This is a genomic window from Paenibacillus agri (assembly GCF_013359945.1).
GTDB classification, from domain to species: Bacteria; Bacillota; Bacilli; order Paenibacillales; family Paenibacillaceae; genus Paenibacillus_AQ; species Paenibacillus_AQ agri.
Map to the genome: position 1 here is coordinate 189,995 of NZ_JABWCS010000220.1, position 19,026 is coordinate 209,020.

The 19,026-nt window shown below is 50.7% G+C and carries 18 protein-coding genes; 14 read left to right on the forward strand and 4 right to left on the reverse strand.

All coding sequences use genetic code 11. The features are described 5' to 3' along the window. The first annotated feature begins 6 nt into the window (after nucleotides 1-6). From HPT30_RS25970 to HPT30_RS25980, 3 genes are all read left to right on the forward strand, one after another. Nucleotides 7-1,320 (forward strand): sugar ABC transporter permease, encoded by a 1,314-nt coding sequence (locus HPT30_RS25970; protein WP_175374189.1) that lies wholly within the window; start codon nucleotides 7-9, stop codon nucleotides 1,318-1,320. Then, a complete protein-coding gene (locus tag HPT30_RS25975) occupies nucleotides 1,317-2,162 on the forward strand; it encodes a sugar ABC transporter permease (protein WP_175374190.1) in 846 nt (281 codons plus the stop codon). Before HPT30_RS25970 ends, HPT30_RS25975 begins: the two co-directional genes overlap by 4 nt. A gap of 139 nt (nucleotides 2,163-2,301) precedes the next feature. Continuing rightward, on the forward strand, nucleotides 2,302-4,392 hold the full coding sequence (locus HPT30_RS25980; RefSeq protein WP_175374191.1) for a methyl-accepting chemotaxis protein: 2,091 nt from the start codon (nucleotides 2,302-2,304) through the stop codon (nucleotides 4,390-4,392). Between the two features lie 671 nt (nucleotides 4,393-5,063). Here the strand turns inward: HPT30_RS25980 and yhbH are convergent. After that, the gene (gene yhbH, locus HPT30_RS25985; RefSeq protein ID WP_376767061.1) at nucleotides 5,064-6,302 is read right to left on the reverse strand and encodes a sporulation protein YhbH; all 1,239 of its coding nucleotides are present in this window, start codon (nucleotides 6,300-6,302) and stop codon (nucleotides 5,064-5,066) included. A 68-nt stretch (nucleotides 6,303-6,370) separates the two neighbouring features. On the opposite strand from yhbH, the gene HPT30_RS25990 reads away from it, so the two are divergent. Further along, on the forward strand, nucleotides 6,371-7,960 hold the full coding sequence (locus HPT30_RS25990) for an amidohydrolase (RefSeq protein WP_175374192.1): 1,590 nt from the start codon (nucleotides 6,371-6,373) through the stop codon (nucleotides 7,958-7,960). Between the two features lie 129 nt (nucleotides 7,961-8,089). Continuing rightward, nucleotides 8,090-8,500 carry a LytA/YqiH family protein gene (locus tag HPT30_RS25995; RefSeq protein ID WP_175374193.1) on the forward strand — a complete coding sequence of 137 codons (411 nt, stop codon included), beginning with the start codon at nucleotides 8,090-8,092 and terminating at the stop codon, nucleotides 8,498-8,500. Between the two features lie 89 nt (nucleotides 8,501-8,589). Here HPT30_RS25995 and HPT30_RS26000 read toward each other — a convergent pair whose 3' ends face one another. Then, nucleotides 8,590-9,051: a hypothetical protein gene (locus tag HPT30_RS26000; RefSeq protein ID WP_175374194.1), complete on the reverse strand. Its 462-nt coding sequence runs from the start codon at nucleotides 9,049-9,051 to the stop codon at nucleotides 8,590-8,592. Between the two features lie 166 nt (nucleotides 9,052-9,217). Here HPT30_RS26000 and HPT30_RS26005 point away from each other — a divergent pair, with 166 nt between their 5' ends. Then, the gene (locus tag HPT30_RS26005; protein WP_175374309.1) at nucleotides 9,218-9,601 is read left to right on the forward strand and encodes a DUF423 domain-containing protein; all 384 of its coding nucleotides are present in this window, start codon (nucleotides 9,218-9,220) and stop codon (nucleotides 9,599-9,601) included. 113 nt (nucleotides 9,602-9,714) lie between these two features. On the opposite strand, the gene HPT30_RS26010 is transcribed toward HPT30_RS26005, so the two are convergent. After that, nucleotides 9,715-10,230, reverse strand: a complete 516-nt coding sequence (locus HPT30_RS26010; RefSeq protein WP_175374195.1) for a hypothetical protein — start codon at nucleotides 10,228-10,230, stop codon at nucleotides 9,715-9,717. A 223-nt stretch (nucleotides 10,231-10,453) separates the two neighbouring features. Here HPT30_RS26010 and HPT30_RS26015 point away from each other — a divergent pair, with 223 nt between their 5' ends. The 8 genes from HPT30_RS26015 to HPT30_RS26050 all read left to right on the forward strand — a co-directional run bounded on the left by HPT30_RS26015 (nucleotide 10,454) and on the right by HPT30_RS26050 (nucleotide 18,083). Continuing rightward, a complete protein-coding gene (locus HPT30_RS26015; RefSeq protein ID WP_066374063.1) occupies nucleotides 10,454-10,756 on the forward strand; it encodes a YunC family protein in 303 nt (100 codons plus the stop codon). A gap of 193 nt (nucleotides 10,757-10,949) precedes the next feature. Next, nucleotides 10,950-11,411 (forward strand): Dps family protein, encoded by a 462-nt coding sequence (locus HPT30_RS26020; protein WP_175374196.1) that lies wholly within the window; start codon nucleotides 10,950-10,952, stop codon nucleotides 11,409-11,411. A gap of 401 nt (nucleotides 11,412-11,812) precedes the next feature. Further along, a complete protein-coding gene (sufC, locus tag HPT30_RS26025; RefSeq protein ID WP_175374197.1) occupies nucleotides 11,813-12,595 on the forward strand; it encodes a Fe-S cluster assembly ATPase SufC in 783 nt (260 codons plus the stop codon). A gap of 27 nt (nucleotides 12,596-12,622) precedes the next feature. Continuing rightward, on the forward strand, nucleotides 12,623-13,924 hold the full coding sequence (gene sufD / locus HPT30_RS26030; RefSeq protein ID WP_175374198.1) for a Fe-S cluster assembly protein SufD: 1,302 nt from the start codon (nucleotides 12,623-12,625) through the stop codon (nucleotides 13,922-13,924). Then, on the forward strand, nucleotides 13,921-15,144 hold the full coding sequence (locus HPT30_RS26035; RefSeq protein WP_175374199.1) for a cysteine desulfurase: 1,224 nt from the start codon (nucleotides 13,921-13,923) through the stop codon (nucleotides 15,142-15,144). The genes sufD and HPT30_RS26035 overlap by 4 nt, the downstream gene beginning before the upstream one ends. Then, nucleotides 15,131-15,559, forward strand: coding sequence for a Fe-S cluster assembly sulfur transfer protein SufU (sufU, locus tag HPT30_RS26040; RefSeq protein WP_066374069.1), 429 nt, complete (start codon nucleotides 15,131-15,133; stop codon nucleotides 15,557-15,559). The genes HPT30_RS26035 and sufU overlap by 14 nt, the downstream gene beginning before the upstream one ends. 26 nt (nucleotides 15,560-15,585) lie before the next feature. Next, complete coding sequence (sufB, locus tag HPT30_RS26045; protein ID WP_175374200.1) at nucleotides 15,586-16,983, forward strand: Fe-S cluster assembly protein SufB; 1,398 nt, start codon at nucleotides 15,586-15,588, stop codon at nucleotides 16,981-16,983. A 176-nt stretch (nucleotides 16,984-17,159) separates the two neighbouring features. Next, nucleotides 17,160-18,083 (forward strand): copper amine oxidase N-terminal domain-containing protein, encoded by a 924-nt coding sequence (locus tag HPT30_RS26050; protein WP_175374201.1) that lies wholly within the window; start codon nucleotides 17,160-17,162, stop codon nucleotides 18,081-18,083. Between the two features lie 290 nt (nucleotides 18,084-18,373). Here the strand turns inward: HPT30_RS26050 and HPT30_RS26055 are convergent, their stop codons facing one another. Further along, on the reverse strand, nucleotides 18,374-19,006 hold the full coding sequence (locus tag HPT30_RS26055) for an HAD family hydrolase (RefSeq protein WP_175374202.1): 633 nt from the start codon (nucleotides 19,004-19,006) through the stop codon (nucleotides 18,374-18,376). Nucleotides 19,007-19,026 lie beyond the last annotated feature (20 nt).

Genomic DNA, 19,026 nt, shown 5'->3' on the forward strand with positions numbered 1-19,026 from the left:
AGAGAAATGCAGCGACACCGAACGAGAGCCGCAATACTGTCGACGATATTTATGGGATTGGGACAAATATATAATCGCCAATTCATCAAGGGACTTATTTTCATAGCTGCTGAAGCTTTAGCCGTCTATTATTTTATTCAAAATCTCGGAAGAGCCTTATGGGGAATCGTGACGCTCGGGGAAACCCCCAGCCACCTGGAGAAAGTGAAGGGCGTCAGCAAGATGGTTCAGGGAGACCATTCCATCTTCATCCTGATTCAAAGTCTGATCACCATTCTCGTACTTATTATCTTTCTTGCCGCTTGGTATATGAATATTAGAGATGCCTATAAGATCGGTGCTGAGCGCGAGGCCGGTCATCAAGCGAACTCCTTCAAGCAGACGGTTCGCTATATTATGGATTACAAGTTTGCGCAGACGTTTCTGATTCTGCCAACCGTAGGTATTCTGTTCTTCACCATTATGCCGATCATCTTCATGATCATGCTGGCGTTCACGAACTATTCTGCACCCGGACATATGCCGCCGGCGAAGCTGGTGGATTGGGTCGGATTCGAGACCTTCCGCAGTCTTCTGGTGCTGAAATCCTGGAGCCATACCTTCTATGGCGTCTTGACCTGGACGATTATCTGGGCGGTTCTGTCTACAGCGACTACCTATTTTGGCGGTTTGCTTGTGGCGCTACTGGTCAGCCAGCAGGGCATCCGTTTCAAAGGAATTTGGAGAGCTATCCTGATTGTGCCGTACGCGGTACCCCAGCTGATCTCGCTCCTTCTGATGCGCAACCTGTTCAACGGCCAATTCGGGCCGATCAACCAGTACCTTGGTTATTTTGGATTAGATGGTTTGCCATGGCTGACCGATCCGTTCTGGGCCAAAGTGACGGTTATTGTCGTTAACATGTGGGTCGGAATTCCGGTATCCATGCTGCTGATTATGGGTGTCCTGACTACCATTCCGCGTGATATGTACGAAGCTGCTGAGGTTGACGGGGCATCTGCATATCAGAAATTCCGTATTGTAACGCTGCCGATGATACTATTCTCCACAGCGCCAACGCTGATTGCGCAGTTTGCAGGCAATATTAATAACTTTAACGCCATCTTCCTGCTGACGGGCGGTAGTCCGGTGAATGGCGACTATCAATACGCCGGATCAACAGACCTGCTCGTAACCTGGCTCTACAAATTGACACTTGACCAGAACAAATACAACATGGCTTCGGCAATAGGGATTATCATCTTTATCATTGTTGCTTCATTCTCCCTGTATAATTACCGCCGGACGAAGTCGTTCAAAGAGGAGGATATGATCCAATGATCGGACGCAAATTAGGTAAAACGGTTCGCCTGACCGCGAGCTATATCGTCCTTGTCATTCTGTCGATAGCCGCGCTGTACCCGGCGCTTTGGATTCTCTTGGCGTCCTTCCGTCCCGGTAAATCGCTGTACAGCAAGACATTTTGGCCTGAGCAATTCACACTGGCCCATTACACTGAACTATTTACTTCGCCGGTCTATATGTTCGGCCAGTGGTATGCCAATACGCTGAAGATCTCGATTATGTCCATGCTGATTGGTGTCGTGCTTACCCTGCTCACGAGCTACGCGGTATCCAGATTCCGATTCAAGGCCCGTAAGACGGCTCTGTCCACCATTCTGATACTCGGCATGTTCCCTGGGTTCATGAGTATGATCGCGATTTACCTGCTGTTAAAAGAGTTCCATCTGCTCGATACGCATCTGGCGCTGATCATTGTCTATGCGGCTGGCGCACCACTCGGTGGTACCTTTATCGCCAAGGGTTTCCTGGACACCATTCCACGCTCGCTGGATGAAGCGGCCCGGATTGATGGCGCGAGCAATTTCGGGATTTTTGCCCGAATCATTCTGCCACTGTCCCGTCCGATGATTACCTACATGGCGTTGACCCAGTTCGTCGGCCCATGGGTAGACTTTATCTTTGCCCGCCTGATTCTGCGCTCCAAGGAGAATTGGACCGTGGCGGTCGGAATGTGGGATATGGTCAACAGCCAACAGAATACTAACTTTACGTTATTCTCTGCCGGTGCGGTGCTGATCGCGGTGCCGATCATGATTCTGTTCGGCTTCCTGCAGCGTCTGCTTGTAGACGGTCTGACAGCAGGGGCGAGCAAAGGTTAGTTCCGGCGCTGTTACTATTATAAGATTCAACTGGCAAGTCAACACATAAGCTTCAAGGGAAAGGGGTACAGCCTGTACGCAAGATATGAGGGCTGTACCTCTTTTTGATATCTTAAGAATTATGGGGAGAGAAAGAGTTATGAGACGGTCATGGATTATACGATTCGAGTCAGTTGGCATGAAGCTATTTCTCATTGTGTTCTGTTCCATTGTCCTGCTGTCCACTGTGCTTGGTTTAACGTCCTATTATACGGCTAAAGGGATCATCATGGATGAGGTGGCGGCGGCTTCAGGCCAGTCTATTGTACAGGCTGCGGACAAGCTGGATTTTCTGCTGGCCGAATATGAGGCGCTCTCCCGGCAGTTCGCTGTAGATCCGGTATTAAAAGCCGATTTGGAGACCGCTAACAATAAACAGGTGGGAACGGTGTCAAAAGCCGCTGCGGAGGATCGCATCCGCCGCAAGCTGGATTCCGTCCGGGATTCGGACAAACGGATGGCCGGGATCCGGCTGCTCTCGAAAAGTCTGATTGATGTTGATTCCTACAAGTCTACGGGGACCGGTGCTGTCCGGACTGATGAGGGTGTAGCCGCCCGGGTGAAGCAGATCGAAGACGCAAAGGGCAATCCGGTCTGGTTCCCTGTTAGGGAGAAAGGATTCTTCGACGTGTACAGCGAGCCTTCTCTGACGATGGGCCGATTGCTGAGAAATATGCAGCATCCCGAGGCTGAATATTACATGCTGATTGAGGTAAAAGGGAGTGCCATCACCAGTCTGCTGGACAATCTTCAAATCGGGGCAGACGGTGAGATCCGCATTGTCACACCCGAAGGCGGGATTGTGTATGCAGCTGACTCCAAGCTGCTGGGTCAAGAAGCCTTCATTAAGGTTCCGGACATGTCAAAAGGCCGGGACAAGCCGAATGCTGCAGGAGGGCCGCAGCTCAATCATTCTTTCACGGCAGCGGATGAGCAGGGGCAGTCCCAATTGGTAGTCTATCAGCCGCTGGGCATCGGTGGCTGGACGATGATGGGCTATGCGCCGGTCAGTGATTTTACAAGCTCAGCCAACAAGCTGTTATACATAACGTTATCCGTCGTGCTGGCAGCGGGTGTTGTGGCCTTATTGATCGGTTATTTGCTGCTGCGCCTGGTTGGCAAACCGCTCGGGAAGCTGGCCAGCTTGATGGAGGAGGGGGAGAAGGGCAACCTCCAGGTTCGTACGAACTTCAAGAGCCAAGATGAGATCGGCCGGCTCGGCCACAGCTTCAACCGGATGATGGAGCAGATTTCAAGGCTGGCGGCCCAGAGCCGTCTGTCAGCAGACGGGGTGTTGTCGACCTCTGCGCAGCTGGTGAAGGTGTCGGGCACCATCTCGCTGCATGCGAGAGAGGTGGCTGCTGCAACCAGTGAAATCGCTGGTGGTGCAGCAAGTCTGGCCGCCGAGGCCGAACGTGGCCACCGCAATGTGGAGGTCATGGGTGAGAAAATGCAGGAGGTCACGGAACTGAACGCTACCATGGACATTTCGACTGGCAAAATCGTTGCCATCAGCGGCCAAGGCTCGGAAACCATGCGGCAGTTGGTGGAGCAGAGTGAGTCGGTATTGAACCTCATGAATCTCATTCAGGAGAATTCGGCCAACCTGCGGGAAAGCACACATCTGATCCGCAGCATCCTCAGCCCCATGATCGCTGTCAACAAGCAGACGAATATTCTAGCTCTCAATGCTTCTATAGAAGCGGTAAGAGCCGGAGAGGCGGGAAGAGGTTTTCGGGTGATCGCTGATGAGATCCGTCAACTGGCTAACCAGTCGAATCAGTCTATCCAGTCCGTATCCCAGATTACGGAGGAAATCGGTCAGAATATCGAAGACACGGTGACTGTGGTCAATGAAGCAGCACCGCTATTCGGGAAGCAGATTGCCTCGGTACGTGAATCTTCGGCGGTCTTTGGTGAGGTCCGGTCAGAAATGGAACAGTTTCTCGGGCACATTACGAATTCTACGGCTGCGGTTAACGAATTGATTGCCTTTCAGCGGCAGCTGGGCGATGCTATGGCTAATGTCAGCGCCGTGGTGCAGCAGAGTAACGCTTCCACGCAAGAGGTTGCGTCCATGTCTACCGAGCAGTCCGTGGTCAGCGAAGAGTTGGTGGCGTTGTCTGGCAAGCTGGAGGGGTTAGCTGAGGAATTGAAGAAGTCGCTGGTTTCTTTTCAGGGCTCCTCCTGAGTAAAGGAGATCATGAAACAACAAAATGGGGTTGTCCCAAAAGGGAACACTACCCTTCAAATAGCCAGCACAAAAAAGTAAATGCCCATTAACCTTGAGCAGGGTTGATCCTAATGGATACTCTCCCTTTTCGGCGGACGGAGATCATCAACAACCTGCTAAGCCAAGTGGGGGTTATTCTGCTAATTTAAAAAGCGGATGCGGTAGAGTTGGCTCTGATATAACAGGAAAATATACCGTTAATTCTTCCCTCTTAAAGGTTTTGCTCGAATTAACGGGAATTTCTCCAGTTATTCTTTAGGAATACGTTGTTATTGAATAAATAACGAGAGAAATTCCAGTTATTAATTCGCTGCATGATATACTCTTTTCCTTTAAGGGAATATGCACGACCGAAGAATGGGTGGCTTTGTTTTTATCTATTTGAATGCCATATGCACGCCCGAAGAATGAGTGGCTTTCGTTTGCCTATCCGCGTGCTTATCAGCGTGCCCATCCCTTGTTCAATAAGGGGTCGTCGACTACAAAAAGAACATAGCGGGTTCAGGAATCCTCCTGAGCACCGCCATGTTCTATTTTTTGCATTATTTTTAGGCAGATGGGCTTCTCGTTAAGGAATTCGCCTGTTTTGGGATAGCCCCTTTTCATTATGGATGGCAATCGGAGCGTTATTAGCTGTTCACGGATTCTCTTTTGCCGAAAAAAGTTTTCAGTGCCTGATAGACTTCTTTCTTATCCTTGATCACATAATGCATGAATTGCTCATGCTTCAGGTGGCGATAGGCTGACATCAGTGTGCTGCTGCGGTTATACTGGTTCACTTCGCCGTAGCCGAAGAGGTTGCTGCGCTTCAGCAGCTCGCCGATCAGCTTGACGCAGCGCTCGTTGTCAGAAGTAAGATTGTCGCCGTCCGAGAAGTGGAAGGGGTAGATGTTGTACTTGGACGGCGGGTACCTTTGATCAATAATCTCAAGCGCCTTTTGGTAGGCGGAGGAGCAAATGGTTCCACCGCTCTCGCCTCTGGTGAAGAAATCATGCTCGCTGACTTCTTTGGCTTCCGTGTGATGCGCCAGAAAAACAATCTCAACCTTCTCATACTGGCGGCGCAGAAAGCGGGTCATCCAGAAGAAGAAGCTGCGGGCACAGTATTTTTCGAAGGAGCCCATGCTCCCTGATGTGTCCATCATCGCAATAATGACGGCATTGGAATGGGGGATCGTGATATCATCCCATGTCTTGTAGCGCAGATCATCAGGACTGATGCCGTGGATGCCGGGCGTTCCTCTGCTTGCGTTGCGGCGCAGGTTCTCCAGCAGGGTGCGCTTTTTATCGATATTGGACATCATACCCTTTTTGCGGATATCGTTGAAGACGATGGACTTCACTTCAATCTCTTCCTTGTCCTTCGGCTTCAGGTGCGGCAGCTCCATGTCCTGGAACAGAATATCCTCCAGGTCCTCCAGATCGACCTCGGCCTCGATGGTATCCTGACCTGGCTGATCGCCGGCCCGCTCGCCTTTGCCCGGCTGCGCAGAGGAAGAATCGCGCCCCAGCACGTCGCCGACCTGGCTGTCTCCGTCGCCCTGCCCGACATGCTTCTGCTTGCGGAAGTTATAGATAATACGATACTCATCCAGACTGCGGATAGGGACTTTGACGATTTGCTTGCCATCCGACAATATAATATTCTCTTCGGTAACAAGGTCGGGCAGATTATCCTTAATGGCTTCCCTGACCTTCTGCTGATGGCGTTCCTGATCCTGATGGCCTTTGCGGTGCAGGGACCAGTCTTCTTTGGATACGACAAAGGTAAAGGGACCGGATGATTGCGACAGGATGACCACCTCCCCATGGATATAAGTTGCGCTGTGCAGCCGGACCTTGCCGGCTTGTAAATAAAGTATATTCATGGCGACGAGGGATATGTGATAATCTCAGAAAGTAAAAGGTGAAGTGACCCGTAAAGGAGCAGAGCTTAATGACAACGATTCTATATAAAAATGGAAAGCTGCCGTCCCGCCACGGAGCGGCAGATGCAATTGTAGCTGAGAACGGCCTAATTACCGCCGTAGGGAACGGCAAGGAGCTGGCCTTGCAGCTTGCAGGCGGGTCGTACTCTACTGTGGACTGGGAAGGCGCCCATGTGCTGCCCGGTCTGGTCGATTCCCATCTGCATCTGGGGATGCATGGAATGAAGCTGGACATGCTTGATTTTACCGGCGTGTCCTCCAAGGAAGAGATGCTGCGCATGATCAGGGAACGCGCAGAAGTGACGCCCGCCGGACAGTGGATTCTCGGCCTGGGCTGGAACGAGAATGAGTTCAGCCCGGCGGTTGCTCCCCATATCGGAGAGCTGGACGAGATCACGGACCGTCATCCGGTGTTTCTGACCCGGACCTGCTTCCATGCATATCTGGGGAATAGCGAGGCTTTTCGCCGGGCCGGGATCACAGAAGGAACGCCAGATTTCACCTCAGGTGCATATGGACGCAGCGAGGACGGCCGTCTGAACGGCTGGGTGTACGAGGATGCTTCCGCGCCGTTCATGGCCGTACAGCCCGCGCCAGACTATGCGGCCAAGAAAGAGGCGATGCGCCGCGGGTATCTGGACGCCTTGGCGCATGGGATAACCGCAGTCCACACTGAGGATCTGCGGCTACTGGACAGCGTGGAGACGATGCTGCGGATTCACCGGGAGCTGAAGGAGGAAGGATTGTTCTTCCGCACTCATCAGCTCTTGTACAACACCTATCTGCCGGAGGTGGAGGCACTAGGTCTTCATGCTGGTCAAGGCGATGAGTGGCTTCGGCTTGGCGCGGTCAAGCTGTTTACCGATGGAGCCATCGGCGGCCGGACGGCGCTTCTGGAGCAGCCGTACAGCGATGCACCGCATACGTCAGGCATCGCCATCTACACGCAGGAGCAGATTCATGAGATCACCGCTGCTGCCCGGAGGCTGGGCTTTCCGATTGCGGTTCATGCCATCGGAGATGCCGCTGCGCACATGACGCTTACCGCCATGGAGCATGCACCGCTGCCTATGTCCGCTGCATTGCCGGACCGGTTCATTCATGCCCAGGTCCTGAATGCCGGACTGGTCCAGCGCATGAAGAAGTTACGGCTGATCGCAGATGTCCAGCCCAGGTTCGTCGCCAGCGACTTTCCTTGGGTACTGGACCGGGTGGGGAACGAGCGGAGAGACTATCTGTATGCCTGGAACAAGCTGCTGTCCGCAGGCATCCCATGTGCCGGTGGCAGCGACGCACCGATTGAGCCGATCAATCCGTTCCTTGGCCTGCACGCCGCCGTCACCCGCCGCAAGCCGGAGGAGACTCATGACGGCTACCTGCCTGGGGAGAAGCTTAGTGTAGAAGAGGCTGTGGGACTGTTCACGTCTGGCAGTGCTGTGGCGGCCGGAGAAGAGCATGAGCGTGGCGCCATCGCTCCCGGGCGCTGGGCGGATTTCACGGTTATTGACCGTGATATTCATGCCGATCCGCAGGAGCTGCTGCAGGTGAAGGTCCAAATGACCGTCGTGAACGGTCAGGTGGCGTATAGCGCGACCTGAGCCATGGTTAGGCTGCAGAGGTGCCTGCCGGATATTTTTGCAACCAAGACTCCCAGGTTTACGTTAATAATAGGGTAGGTTAAAAAGTTTGATAGAGAATACGATCTGAACCCCAAGGAGGCAGCCAAGATGAGACAGAAACGTTTATTCCCTGCCACAGCAGCTGCTGCTGTATTGCTGATGGCTTTGACCGCTTGTAGCGGAAATAACTCGGCTCAGCCCGCCGACAACAGTGCAACACCGGTGCCGACAGTGACCCCGGCTGAAAGCAATGAGCCCACACCTTCCCCTAGTTCCGAAGCTGATGCAATCATGGGAACTGGAATTTATAATGGTCAAATTGACAACCATTCTGTGGAGATTGAGACGAAGGATGGAGCTACCTCATTCGAATTGGGACTCGGGATGGAGAATGTGCCGGAGACCCTGAATGAAGGCGACTCTGTTATCTTTGAATATGTGGAGAAAACCGTAGAAGGCGATGAGAGTCTTAAGCAGCACATACTGTTGAACCTTTCTTTGGCAGATACGGGAGGCTGACGCACTACCAGTGGACTTATAAAGGAAAACGGGTGTGCCATTCCTGAAAAGGATGGCACACCCGTTTGTGTCTAAGGTGATTACCGTGATTAAAGTCCGCCAGCGTTGACGAAGACAGTAGAGATCAGCATCATGAAAAGAAGTACGATGACCCCATTGATAATGGTACCAATAATACCAAACACCTTGCGGCGGTTGCGCAGGGCGAGGCCGACGATCCCGACAACTACGCCTATCACGTTCAGGGCTGACAGAATCAGTACGGAAATACCAATAGTGATAATGACTTCAGATGCACTGGCCAATAGATTTCCTGATTGATCGAATACGGAGGTTGCCATCGCGCCTACGACTACAAAAGCAATGACGTAGCCGAGCACGGTGACCATACTGATGACGAATGAAGCGATGCCGGGCCCGGAATGTTTGAAATCCTGCTTCATCTCTTGGTATTGATAGGGTTGCTGGAATTCAGACGGTTGTTCGCTAGCAAACCTGTCTTCTGATTCTGTGTCCAGCGGCTCTTGCTTCGATTGAGGATTATACTCCACAGGCTACACTCCTTTAGAAGCTATGAATAAATGTGTACTCCTAACTTTTTCATAAGGTGGTGTTAAAAGCAAGTCCCCGGACGCAAAAAGTTCATGGATTCCGGCTGGAAATGATCTGTAGTGATACGTTAAGATAGGGGAAGCTTATTCTAAGGAGTTGTCTATGATGCAACGCACATTTATGGCTTGGGGCGCTTTGCTGGCGATGCTGGCGGTAGCCATTGGCGCTTTTGGTGCCCATATACTGAAGCCGGTCATCAGCGAGCATTACATGACGGTCTATGAGACTGGCGTCCAGTACCATATGTTCCATGCGCTTGGCTTAGTGCTGATTGCTCTGGTTGCGGGACAATGGGGAGAGAGTGCCCGGCTTCGCTGGGCTGGATGGCTGCTGATGATTGGTATCGTGCTGTTCTCAGGAAGCCTGTATGTTCTGAGCATAACCGGGATTAAGGTTCTCGGCGCCATCACGCCGCTTGGTGGTGTGAGCTTCATTGCAGGCTGGATCTGTCTGGCACTGGAAGCCTTTGCGCGCAAACCTCAACGCTAGTCGCCCACTATATGATCTTATTTACTAGAATGTCTTGGATTTAACAACAAACAAGCACCCGACCTTGATCATAAGGCGGGTGCTTGTTTGTTGTTGGCCTGTTATGCCGTTCTTTACGAAAACTCGTCGATCTCGTACAAGCTGAAGGTGTACACTTGCTTCTCATCGACATGATAGACGCTGATCGAGTTGTCTGTCTCATCAAAATTCAAAATGCGGCAGGGAATGGATACCTGCTGTCCGCGGCGGTTCGCTCTAAGGCGGACCAACTGATTATTCTGAATATACTGACGGATCTTTCCATGAACATCGGAAGGTCCGTTGTCGGGAGCTTTCTCTGCTCTTGGCTCCGCTTGTTGCGGTGTTTGCTTCTTCGTCTGCTTCGCTGGCAATTTTATGGGTGTAGGAGGGGGAGTCTCCTGCTGCAGAGCCATTTTAGCCGAACGGAGAAGACTGTCTATTGTTCGCCCCAATTCAAGGCCCGAATTAATGTTAAAATCGGTAATCTTGTCATTGTTGTTCAACATCTCAAGCAAATATTGCAAGGCAAGCGGGTTAGTACGGGCATTGATCAGGATGTCGACGTTGAAAAGATAGTTACCGTCCGTGTTTTGCAGTTTCTTGTCCATATTTCCCCCAGCTCAAATCGTTTGGAAACGATCTTTCAAAATAATAATAAAGCTTAATAAACTATACCACTAAACAGGACGAAAGCATATACCTCGTAATGGGGGAGCGCGGACTTCATTTCTCTTTTGCCCATATGGAAATTATAGGTCTATCGTCCACACGCGGAAAGCTGGGTATGAATACAAATACATCGTGGATCGTCAAAACAAGGAGGTGTTGTCTGTGGTTACTTTGGAGCCCATTACGGTAGGGGGCCATGTCCTGGTCGGAGTGGAAGTCAAACTCCCCAAAACAACATTGCTTACCATCAGCACAAGCCGGGGTTACATTATGTGCGGTGCCCTGGATGTAGGCCTGCTGAATGAGAAGCTGAGCGACCGCGGGATCATCGCTGCGCGTGCAGTAGGCGTGCGGACGTTGTCGCAACTACTTGAAGCACCGCTGGAGTCAGTAACTATAGAAGCAGAGAATCTGGGGATTCTCCCGGGCATGCCCGGATCGGAGGCTTTGCTCCGCATGCTTTGAGATTCCAGCTATCTTTTACTGAGGATAAGAAGTCCAGAGGGCCTGCGGGCCCTTTTTTGAATGTCATGAAGGGGGCATAAGGGGCTGCTTCTTGGTTCATCCTACATACGGAAGGGTAAATGGAGAATAGACAACGCTAGGCCGGACAGGAACCTGCAGCCGGTTAATCTACGGATAAGGAAGGGATAGAGACATGGCTAAAGCAACCAACAAAGTCGATACTGCCTCGCTGGAACAAATTCTGAACCGTGAGGTAGCCAACCTGAATGTGTTGTACGTAAAAATTCATAACTATCACTGGTATGTAAAAGGAGAGCAGTTCTTCTCCCTGCATGTTAAATTTGAAGAGTTATATGACGATATCACGCTCAAAATGGATGAGGTGGCGGAGCGCCTGCTGAGCATCAAGGGACGTCCTGCCGCTACATTGAAGGAATATCTCGAACTGGCTACCATCCAGGAAGCAACGGGCAAGGAGGATACACGAGCGATGGTTCAGACCCTGATTGAAGACTTCGCGACTGTATCGGAGGAGCTGACGGAAGGGATTGAACTGGCGGAAAAAGGAAACGATCAGCCGACAGCCGATCTGTTCATCAAAATCCGCAGCGATCTGGAGAAGCAGCAATGGATGCTACGTTCTTTTCTGGGATAAAACTGCTGGATAGCAGACAAGTCATTTTGAGTTAAATAATGATAGTTCAGGATTCAAAAGAGCCTCCCGGCGGGAGGCTCTTCTTGTTGATTGAGGGATGCGCTTCATGAAAATTTGTAGACTTCTGTCACAAAAGTTATAATTCATGTATATCTAGCTGGAAGGGAGAGAATGTTCGCCGATGCCAGTCCTATAGCCCTGAAAATTGTAGATCAGCGTTTGTAAAAGAACCGCATTTATAATAAAATTAATGAGAATCATTGATAATCAGGGATTTTCAATTTATAATAATTTTAATGTGATATACAATCTAATTGTGCTGGCAATCAGGGAACGCCCTGCTAAATACACATGCAGCTTTCTGATTTCGCAAATCACGAACAATGGAGGGAATAACAGTTATGGCAGCAGAATTTGTCATCGAGGGATTGAAAGCGACGATTGAAGGAAAAGAGATTTTGAAAGGCATTAACCTTTCCATGAAGGGTGGAGAAATCCACGCGATCATGGGTCCGAATGGTACAGGTAAGAGTACACTGGCTTCCGCTTTGATGGGCCATCCTAAATATGAAGTAACTGAAGGAACAGCAACACTTGAAGGTGAAGACCTTCTGGAGATGGCTGTAGACGAGCGCGCACGCGCCGGTCTGTTCCTGGCAATGCAATATCCGAGCGAAATTTCCGGAGTAACTAACTCTGACTTCCTGCGCAGTGCAATCAACGCACGTCGTGAGGAAGGCAACGAAATTTCACTGATCCGCTTTATCCGTCAAATGGAAGCGAAGATGAAGGAACTCGACATGAATCCTGAATTCCTGCACCGTTACCTGAACGAAGGCTTCTCCGGCGGGGAGAAGAAGCGTAACGAAATCCTGCAAATGATGATGCTGGATCCTAAGATTGTCGTGCTGGATGAGATTGACTCCGGTCTTGACATCGATGCACTCAAAATCGTAGCAGAAGGCGTTAACTCTATGCGTAGCGAAGAGCGCGGCTTCCTGGTTATTACTCACTACCAACGTTTGCTTAACTACATCAAACCAGACTTCGTACACGTAATGATGCAAGGCCGCATCGTGAAATCCGGTGGTCCTGAGCTGGCACAGCGCCTTGAAGCTGAGGGTTATGAATGGATTAAGGAAGAGCTGGGTATTGAAGACGAGACTGTAGGACAAGAAGCTTAAGAGACGCCAGGAAGGAGGAGACCACTTATGACGACGCAAACCATTCTTCCGGTGGACGCCAAAGCCCTGAGCGAGCTATCGCAAAGCAACGGCGAACCAAACTGGCTTCAAGCAAGCCGTTTGAGTGCACTGGAACTGGCAGCCGAACTGGGGCTGCCTAAACTCGAAAAAACCAAGATTGATCCATGGAACGTGGACAATTACGGAACCTATAAATCAAGCCAAGTATTGACTGACCTGAGTGCAGTTCCAGCTTCTATTGCAGAACTGGTGAAGGACCAGGAGCAGGGCAACCTGATTATTCAGCGCAACTCTGGTGCAGTGTACACTCACCTCTCCCCAGAACTCGCAGCACAGGGTGTGATCTTTACTGATCTGCAGACTGCAGCTAGAGAGCATGGTGAGCTGGTACAGCGGTACCTGCATCAAGCCGTGAAGCCTGAAGAGCACTCCATTGCCGCGCTACATGCTGCACTTTGGAACGGAGGGGTGTTCCTCTACGTGCCGAAGAACGTCGTTATTGAAACGCCATTGCAGGCAGTGTTGCTTACAGATGATGCAGAAGCAGCCTTCGTTCCGCATATCCTGATTGTTGCGGACACGAACAGTTCTGTAACCTACGTAGACAACTATGTATCGGACAAGGCGGAAGCCGGTCTGCATAACGGTGCTGTGGAAGTGTTCGTTGGTGCTGGTGCGCATGTGCGTTATGCTACCGTTCACCAACTGGGTGCAGATACTGCCGATATTACCTATCGCCGTGCTATTGTGGATAACGATGGAACGATCGAATGGATCGTCGGCGAGATGAACTATGGCCATACCGCAAGTGACACCAAGTCGATCCTGAAGGGTAATGGCTCAAGCTCTGATGCTAAAGTTATTGCTGTAGGTTCTGGTTCACAGAAGCTGAACTATACTACACAAGCACAGCATTTTGGCAAAAACACACCAAGTGACATGATCACTCGTGCAGTAATGCGTGAGGAAGCTAATTCGATCATTAACGGAATTACCAAAATCGAGAAGGGCGCAACCCGTGCAGACGGTCAGCAGACTGAAAAAGTTCTGATGCTGAGTCCAAAAGCACGCGGCGACGCTAACCCGATTCTGCTGATAGATGAAGATGATGTTACAGCAGGCCATGCCGCTTCCGTAGGACAGGTCAATCCCGAGCAGGTCTACTACCTGATGTCCCGCGGAATCTCCAGACGTGACGCGGAAGCATTGATCATCTACGGCTTCCTGGCACCTGTCGTGTCTCAAATTCCACTGGAGGGACTGCGGACCCAGCTCCAATCCCTAGTGGAAAGGAAGTTAGGACAATGAATAGCACCATCCGCGAACAGTTCCCTATCCTGAACCAGAATATTAACGGGCATCCGCTTGTGTATCTGGACAGTGCGGCAACCTCGCAGAAGCCGCGCCAGGTGATTGATGCGCTCAAGCATTATTATGAATGGGACAATGCCAATGTGCACCGCGGGGTGCACACTCTGGGCAGCCGGGCGACGGATGCCTATGAAGGCGCGCGTGAGAAGCTTGCCAAGTTCATCAATGCGCGGAGCACGAAGGAAATTATTTTCACACGTGGTACTACAACTGCTCTGAATCTGGTTGCTTCCTCGTATGGCCCTGCCAATGTTGGCGAAGGCGACGAGATTGTGCTTACTCAAATGGAGCATCACAGCAACCTGATCCCTTGGCAGCAGCTTGCTAAGAAGACAGGAGCAACTCTGAAGTATATTCCACTGCAACAAGATGGCAACATAACCTTGGAGGATGCGGAGAAAACCATTACAGACCGGACTAAGATCGTGGCAATCGCGTATGTGTCCAATGTTATGGGGGTTACCCATCCGATCAAGGAGCTTGCCGCTATCGCTCACCGTCATGGTGCAGTGATTGTAGTGGATGGTGCGCAGAGTACTCCGCATCTTAAGGTTGATGTGCAGGATCTGGATTGTGATTTCTACACACTGTCCGGGCATAAAATGTGCGCACCTACCGGCATCGGTGCCCTCTACGGAAAGAGAGCGCTGCTGGAAGCCATGGAACCTGTGGAATTCGGCGGTGAAATGATTGATGATGTGGGCCTGTATGAATCCACCTGGAAAGAGCTTCCGTGGAAATTCGAAGGCGGCACTCCGATCATCGCTGGCGCTGTCGGACTGGGGGCTGCAATTGATTTCCTGCAGGAAATCGGGATGGATGCCATTCACAATCACGAGATGAAGCTTGCCGCTTATGCTGAGCAGCGGTTGTCTCAAATCGACGATCTGACGATTTATGGACCCCGCAACCGCGAGGTTGGCGTTGTAACCTTCAATCTCGGGGATGTGCATCCCCATGATGTAGCAACTGTACTGGACGCCGAAGGCGTTGCCGTTCGTGCAGGCCATCATTGCTGCCAACCGCTGATGCGCTGGCTGCAGGTCAGTTCAACGGCTCGGGCCAGCTTCTATCTCTACAACACCGAAGAGGATGTCGACCGGCTGGTGGATGCGTTAATCAAGGCAAAGGAGTATTTCACCTATGAACTTGGATGATTTGTACAGACGCGTAATTATGGACCACTACAAGAACCCACGGAATCGCGGCTCATTCGAGGACGATGCCTTGAAGATTGAACTGAACAACCCGACTTGCGGCGACCGCATTACGCTTCAGCTCAAGGTGGAGGACGGTGTTGTCAAGGATGCACGTTATAACGGTGAAGGCTGCTCAATCAGCATGTCATCTGCATCCATGATGACTGAAGCTGTTAAAGGCAAAACCGTAGCGGTGGCGCTGGATATGGCGGATCGTTTCTCCGGCCTCATGAAAGGCGAACCGGTGGAGTTCGAAGGCTATGAAGACATCGAGGCCCTCTCGGGCGTGAATAAATTTCCAGCGCGGATCAAATGTGCCACATTGGCCTGGAACGCGCTTCGTAAAGGTATAGACGAAGAAGAGAAACATTAATAACAGCAAACAAGGAGGCTGACACCATGGCTAAGAAAGCGCCTGATATGGAGGAATACCAGTATGGTTTCCGCGATGAGCACAAGTCGATCTTTCAGTCCGGTAAAGGGCTGACTCCCGAGATCGTACGTGAAATTTCAGCGATCAAGAATGAACCTGAGTGGATGCTTGAATTCCGCTTGAAATCGCTGGAACAGTTCTACAAAATGCCGATGCCAAAATGGGGCGGCAATCTGGATGATCTCGATTTTGACGATATCCAGTACTATGTAAGACCTTCCGAGAAGCAAGGAAAGACTTGGGAGGAAGTTCCTTCCGAGATTAAGGAAACCTTCGACAAGCTGGGTATCCCGGAAGCGGAGCAGAAATTTCTGGCGGGTGTCTCGGCACAGTATGAGTCCGAGGTTGTCTACCACAGCATGCAGAAGAGCCTTGAAGATCAAGGGGTTATCTTCACCGATACCGACACTGCACTGCGTGAGCACCCGGAATTGTTCAAGAAGTTCTTCGGAACCATTATCCCGCCTGCGGATAACAAGTTCGCTGCATTGAACAGTGCCGTATGGTCCGGCGGAAGCTTTATCTATGTTCCTAAGGGTGTGAAATGTGAAGTGCCATTGCAGGCTTACTTCCGTATCAACTCCGAGAACATGGGACAATTCGAGCGTACGCTGATCCTTGCTGACGAAGACAGCTTCGTGCATTACGTAGAAGGCTGTACAGCACCGATCTACAGCACGAACTCCTTGCACAGTGCGGTTGTTGAAATCCTGTGCATGAAGAACGCACGTGTTCGTTACACAACGATCCAGAACTGGGCGCCGAACATCTACAACCTCGTTACTAAACGTGCGGTTGCAGAAGAAAATGCGACTATGGAATGGGTAGATGGCAACATCGGCTCCAAGCTGACCATGAAATATCCAGCTGTTGTGCTTAAAGGCCGCGGAGCGAAAGGTTCCGTTCTTTCGATCGCAGTAGCAGGTAAAGATCAGCATCAGGATGCCGGTGCCAAAATGATTCACTTGGCTCCAGACACTACATCCACTATCGTATCGAAATCGATCAGCAAGCACGGCGGTAAAGTAACTTACCGTGGTCTGGCTTCCTTTGGCCGTCAGGCGGAAGGTGCGAAATCGAACATTAAGTGCGATACACTCATTTTGGATAATGAATCCACTTCGGATACCATTCCGTACAATGAGATTAAGAACGATAACATCATCCTGGAGCATGAAGCGACCGTATCCAAGGTATCTGAGGAGCAATTGTTCTACCTCATGAGCCGTGGTCTTTCGGAAGCCGAAGCGACTCAAATGATTATCATGGGCTTCATTGAGCCATTCACCAAAGAACTTCCGATGGAATATGCGGTAGAGATGAACCGTCTCATTAAGTTCGAGATGGAAGGCAGTATCGGTTAATCAAGAGCTGTCTTTAGGATTTGGCATATAAAACGTGTCCGCAGCAACTTGGAGGTGCAAACGTCCAGGCTGTGCGGACACGTTTTTTGTTTGTTATCATCATGACAAATATTAGATGTTTCATTAATGCAGACAGCGTGTACTGTTTAATTATAGTGTTTAATCAAGGAGGCCTCATGTTAAAAAAACTTCTGCTCACTTGCGGATTTGCAGTGGTATTAGCTGCTGTGTTGTCTTTTTCCTTACAGCACAAAGCTTTTGCCGAATCTCCCATCTCTGTGATTGTCAACAATGAAACAGCCGACACAGATGTTCAAAGTTATATCAAGAATGATACGGTTATTGTTCCCCTTGGCGTTGTGCAGAAGCTCCCGAACGTCAGCATTGCCTGGAACAACAGCTCAAAGACCATAACGATTACAAATAAATCGCAGAAAATCACTTTGGTACCGGGACAAGAGTCAGTGGTGGTAGGCAGCAAGAAGCTCACATTGCCTGTGGCTGTATCATTGGAGCAGGGCCGGGTGATGGTGCCGCTACGTTTTATCTCTGAAGCCGCAGGTGCTTATGTTCAGTGGGTACCGGGAAAACATACGGTATACGTGGCTAAAGCATCGGATGCCCTGATTACAAGGTTGTCGGGCTCCAAGCTGGCTGAAGCCCGTGCCGCTGCGATCGAGTTTCCGCGGATCGAAGCGCTCAAGTCTCTGGCAGTGAGCAGTCAATATGCGGATGATCTGACGGATCATTATTATTTTCCGGAAGGAGAAGCCGGAAAATTCTTCATCCGAACGGCTGATTACATCCGCTACTATGAAATCACCGATAACCGGAGTGTGCTGAAGTGGACGGCCACCCTTGATCTAGAGGACCAGACAAGCACGTCTGAGCTGAGCTTCTTACCTTTTCCTGTAAGGATTCAGGATGGGAAGATACCGGCCATTAGCGGTAAAATCGCTTTTTTTGAATATGATTATCCCAAGGCCAGTACGACTTTTGGCATGATCGACGGGAAGGGACAGATGACGATATCCGGGCAAAAGCGTTCTGCGCGGATTGGATTCTATGATATTAATGGCGAGTCTTCAGAGGCCCGCTGAGTAAGGCGATTCCCGAAGGGAGAGCCGCCGCATCCTGCATCCCCGTAACTCATTCGCCCGCGCCGCATGACGAGGCCTAAAGGGCCGGGCCTACCGCTACCGTCTGCTTCTGTCCGCGATTGCCGCACTGTCTGCGGGTGTACACTTCCGGGTGTCCAGAGGGCTGGCAGCCCTTGGGGCCCTCCCTGTAGGGAGGGTTTGGGAGGGTGCTCCCACTTAAAATAAAAATGCCCCTTTGTGCCCGACGCCGGATGGCGCGGAACACGGGGGCATTTTATTATGATGGCGTACTATTTAGACGGCATCGCTGCCAGGCGGAGTATATCCGTTGGATGTTCAAATTTATATTTGGCCGGGATGTGGTCATGGTTTTTGCAACCCCACAGGGCGAGCCCGAAGTCTACACCCGCATCCCGGGCGCATTCATAATCATATAAGGTATCCCCGATATAGAGTGAGGAATGTGCCTCAGCACCAGAACGCTCCAGAAATTCAAGCAGCGGATCAGGGTGGGGCTTATGTTTTTCCGTATCATCCGCACAGACCGTATGGTCCAGATAATCCATCAGACCAAAAGGAATGAAGTCATCCCGTAATTCTTCGGCGGTCTTGGAAGTCACAATACCCTGGACAATGCTTCCGGTCTTCAACGCTTCTAACACCTCAGGAATGCCCTCAAACACTTTGATGGAATCGTAAAAATCCTTCATTCGTTCGTTCCAGCGCTGCATCCCCTCATCAATATTATAGATGCCAAGCTGTGGCAGTGAGGTGGAACCTGGAATCCCCAGAACAAACATTAACTCCTCAGTATTACTTTCCCTGCCGTAATCGAACTTAAGCATCGCTTGGAGTGAACCTAGTACAGCTATCTCTGTATCAATTAATGTTCCATCTACATCAAAAATAATGCTCTTATACATGTACTTACATCCCTCCAATT

Coding starts and splice junctions, on each gene's coding strand:
- HPT30_RS26005 (WP_175374309.1), top strand. CDS start 9,218: ATGCAACGCACATTTATGGCTTGGGGCGCTTTGCTGGCGATGCTGGCG.
- HPT30_RS26050 (WP_175374201.1), top strand. CDS start 17,160: ATGTTAAAAAAACTTCTGCTCACTTGCGGATTTGCAGTGGTATTAGCT.
- HPT30_RS26055 (WP_175374202.1), bottom strand. CDS start 19,006: ATGTATAAGAGCATTATTTTTGATGTAGATGGAACATTAATTGATACA.
- sufB (WP_175374200.1), top strand. CDS start 15,586: ATGGCTAAGAAAGCGCCTGATATGGAGGAATACCAGTATGGTTTCCGC.
- HPT30_RS25975 (WP_175374190.1), top strand. CDS start 1,317: ATGATCGGACGCAAATTAGGTAAAACGGTTCGCCTGACCGCGAGCTAT.
- yhbH (WP_376767061.1), bottom strand. CDS start 6,302: ATGAATATACTTTATTTACAAGCCGGCAAGGTCCGGCTGCACAGCGCA.
- sufU (WP_066374069.1), top strand. CDS start 15,131: ATGAACTTGGATGATTTGTACAGACGCGTAATTATGGACCACTACAAG.
- sufD (WP_175374198.1), top strand. CDS start 12,623: ATGACGACGCAAACCATTCTTCCGGTGGACGCCAAAGCCCTGAGCGAG.
- HPT30_RS25995 (WP_175374193.1), top strand. CDS start 8,090: ATGAGACAGAAACGTTTATTCCCTGCCACAGCAGCTGCTGCTGTATTG.
- HPT30_RS25980 (WP_175374191.1), top strand. CDS start 2,302: ATGAGACGGTCATGGATTATACGATTCGAGTCAGTTGGCATGAAGCTA.
- sufC (WP_175374197.1), top strand. CDS start 11,813: ATGGCAGCAGAATTTGTCATCGAGGGATTGAAAGCGACGATTGAAGGA.
- HPT30_RS26020 (WP_175374196.1), top strand. CDS start 10,950: ATGGCTAAAGCAACCAACAAAGTCGATACTGCCTCGCTGGAACAAATT.
- HPT30_RS26035 (WP_175374199.1), top strand. CDS start 13,921: ATGAATAGCACCATCCGCGAACAGTTCCCTATCCTGAACCAGAATATT.
- HPT30_RS25970 (WP_175374189.1), top strand. CDS start 7: ATGCAGCGACACCGAACGAGAGCCGCAATACTGTCGACGATATTTATG.
- HPT30_RS25990 (WP_175374192.1), top strand. CDS start 6,371: ATGACAACGATTCTATATAAAAATGGAAAGCTGCCGTCCCGCCACGGA.
- HPT30_RS26010 (WP_175374195.1), bottom strand. CDS start 10,230: ATGGACAAGAAACTGCAAAACACGGACGGTAACTATCTTTTCAACGTC.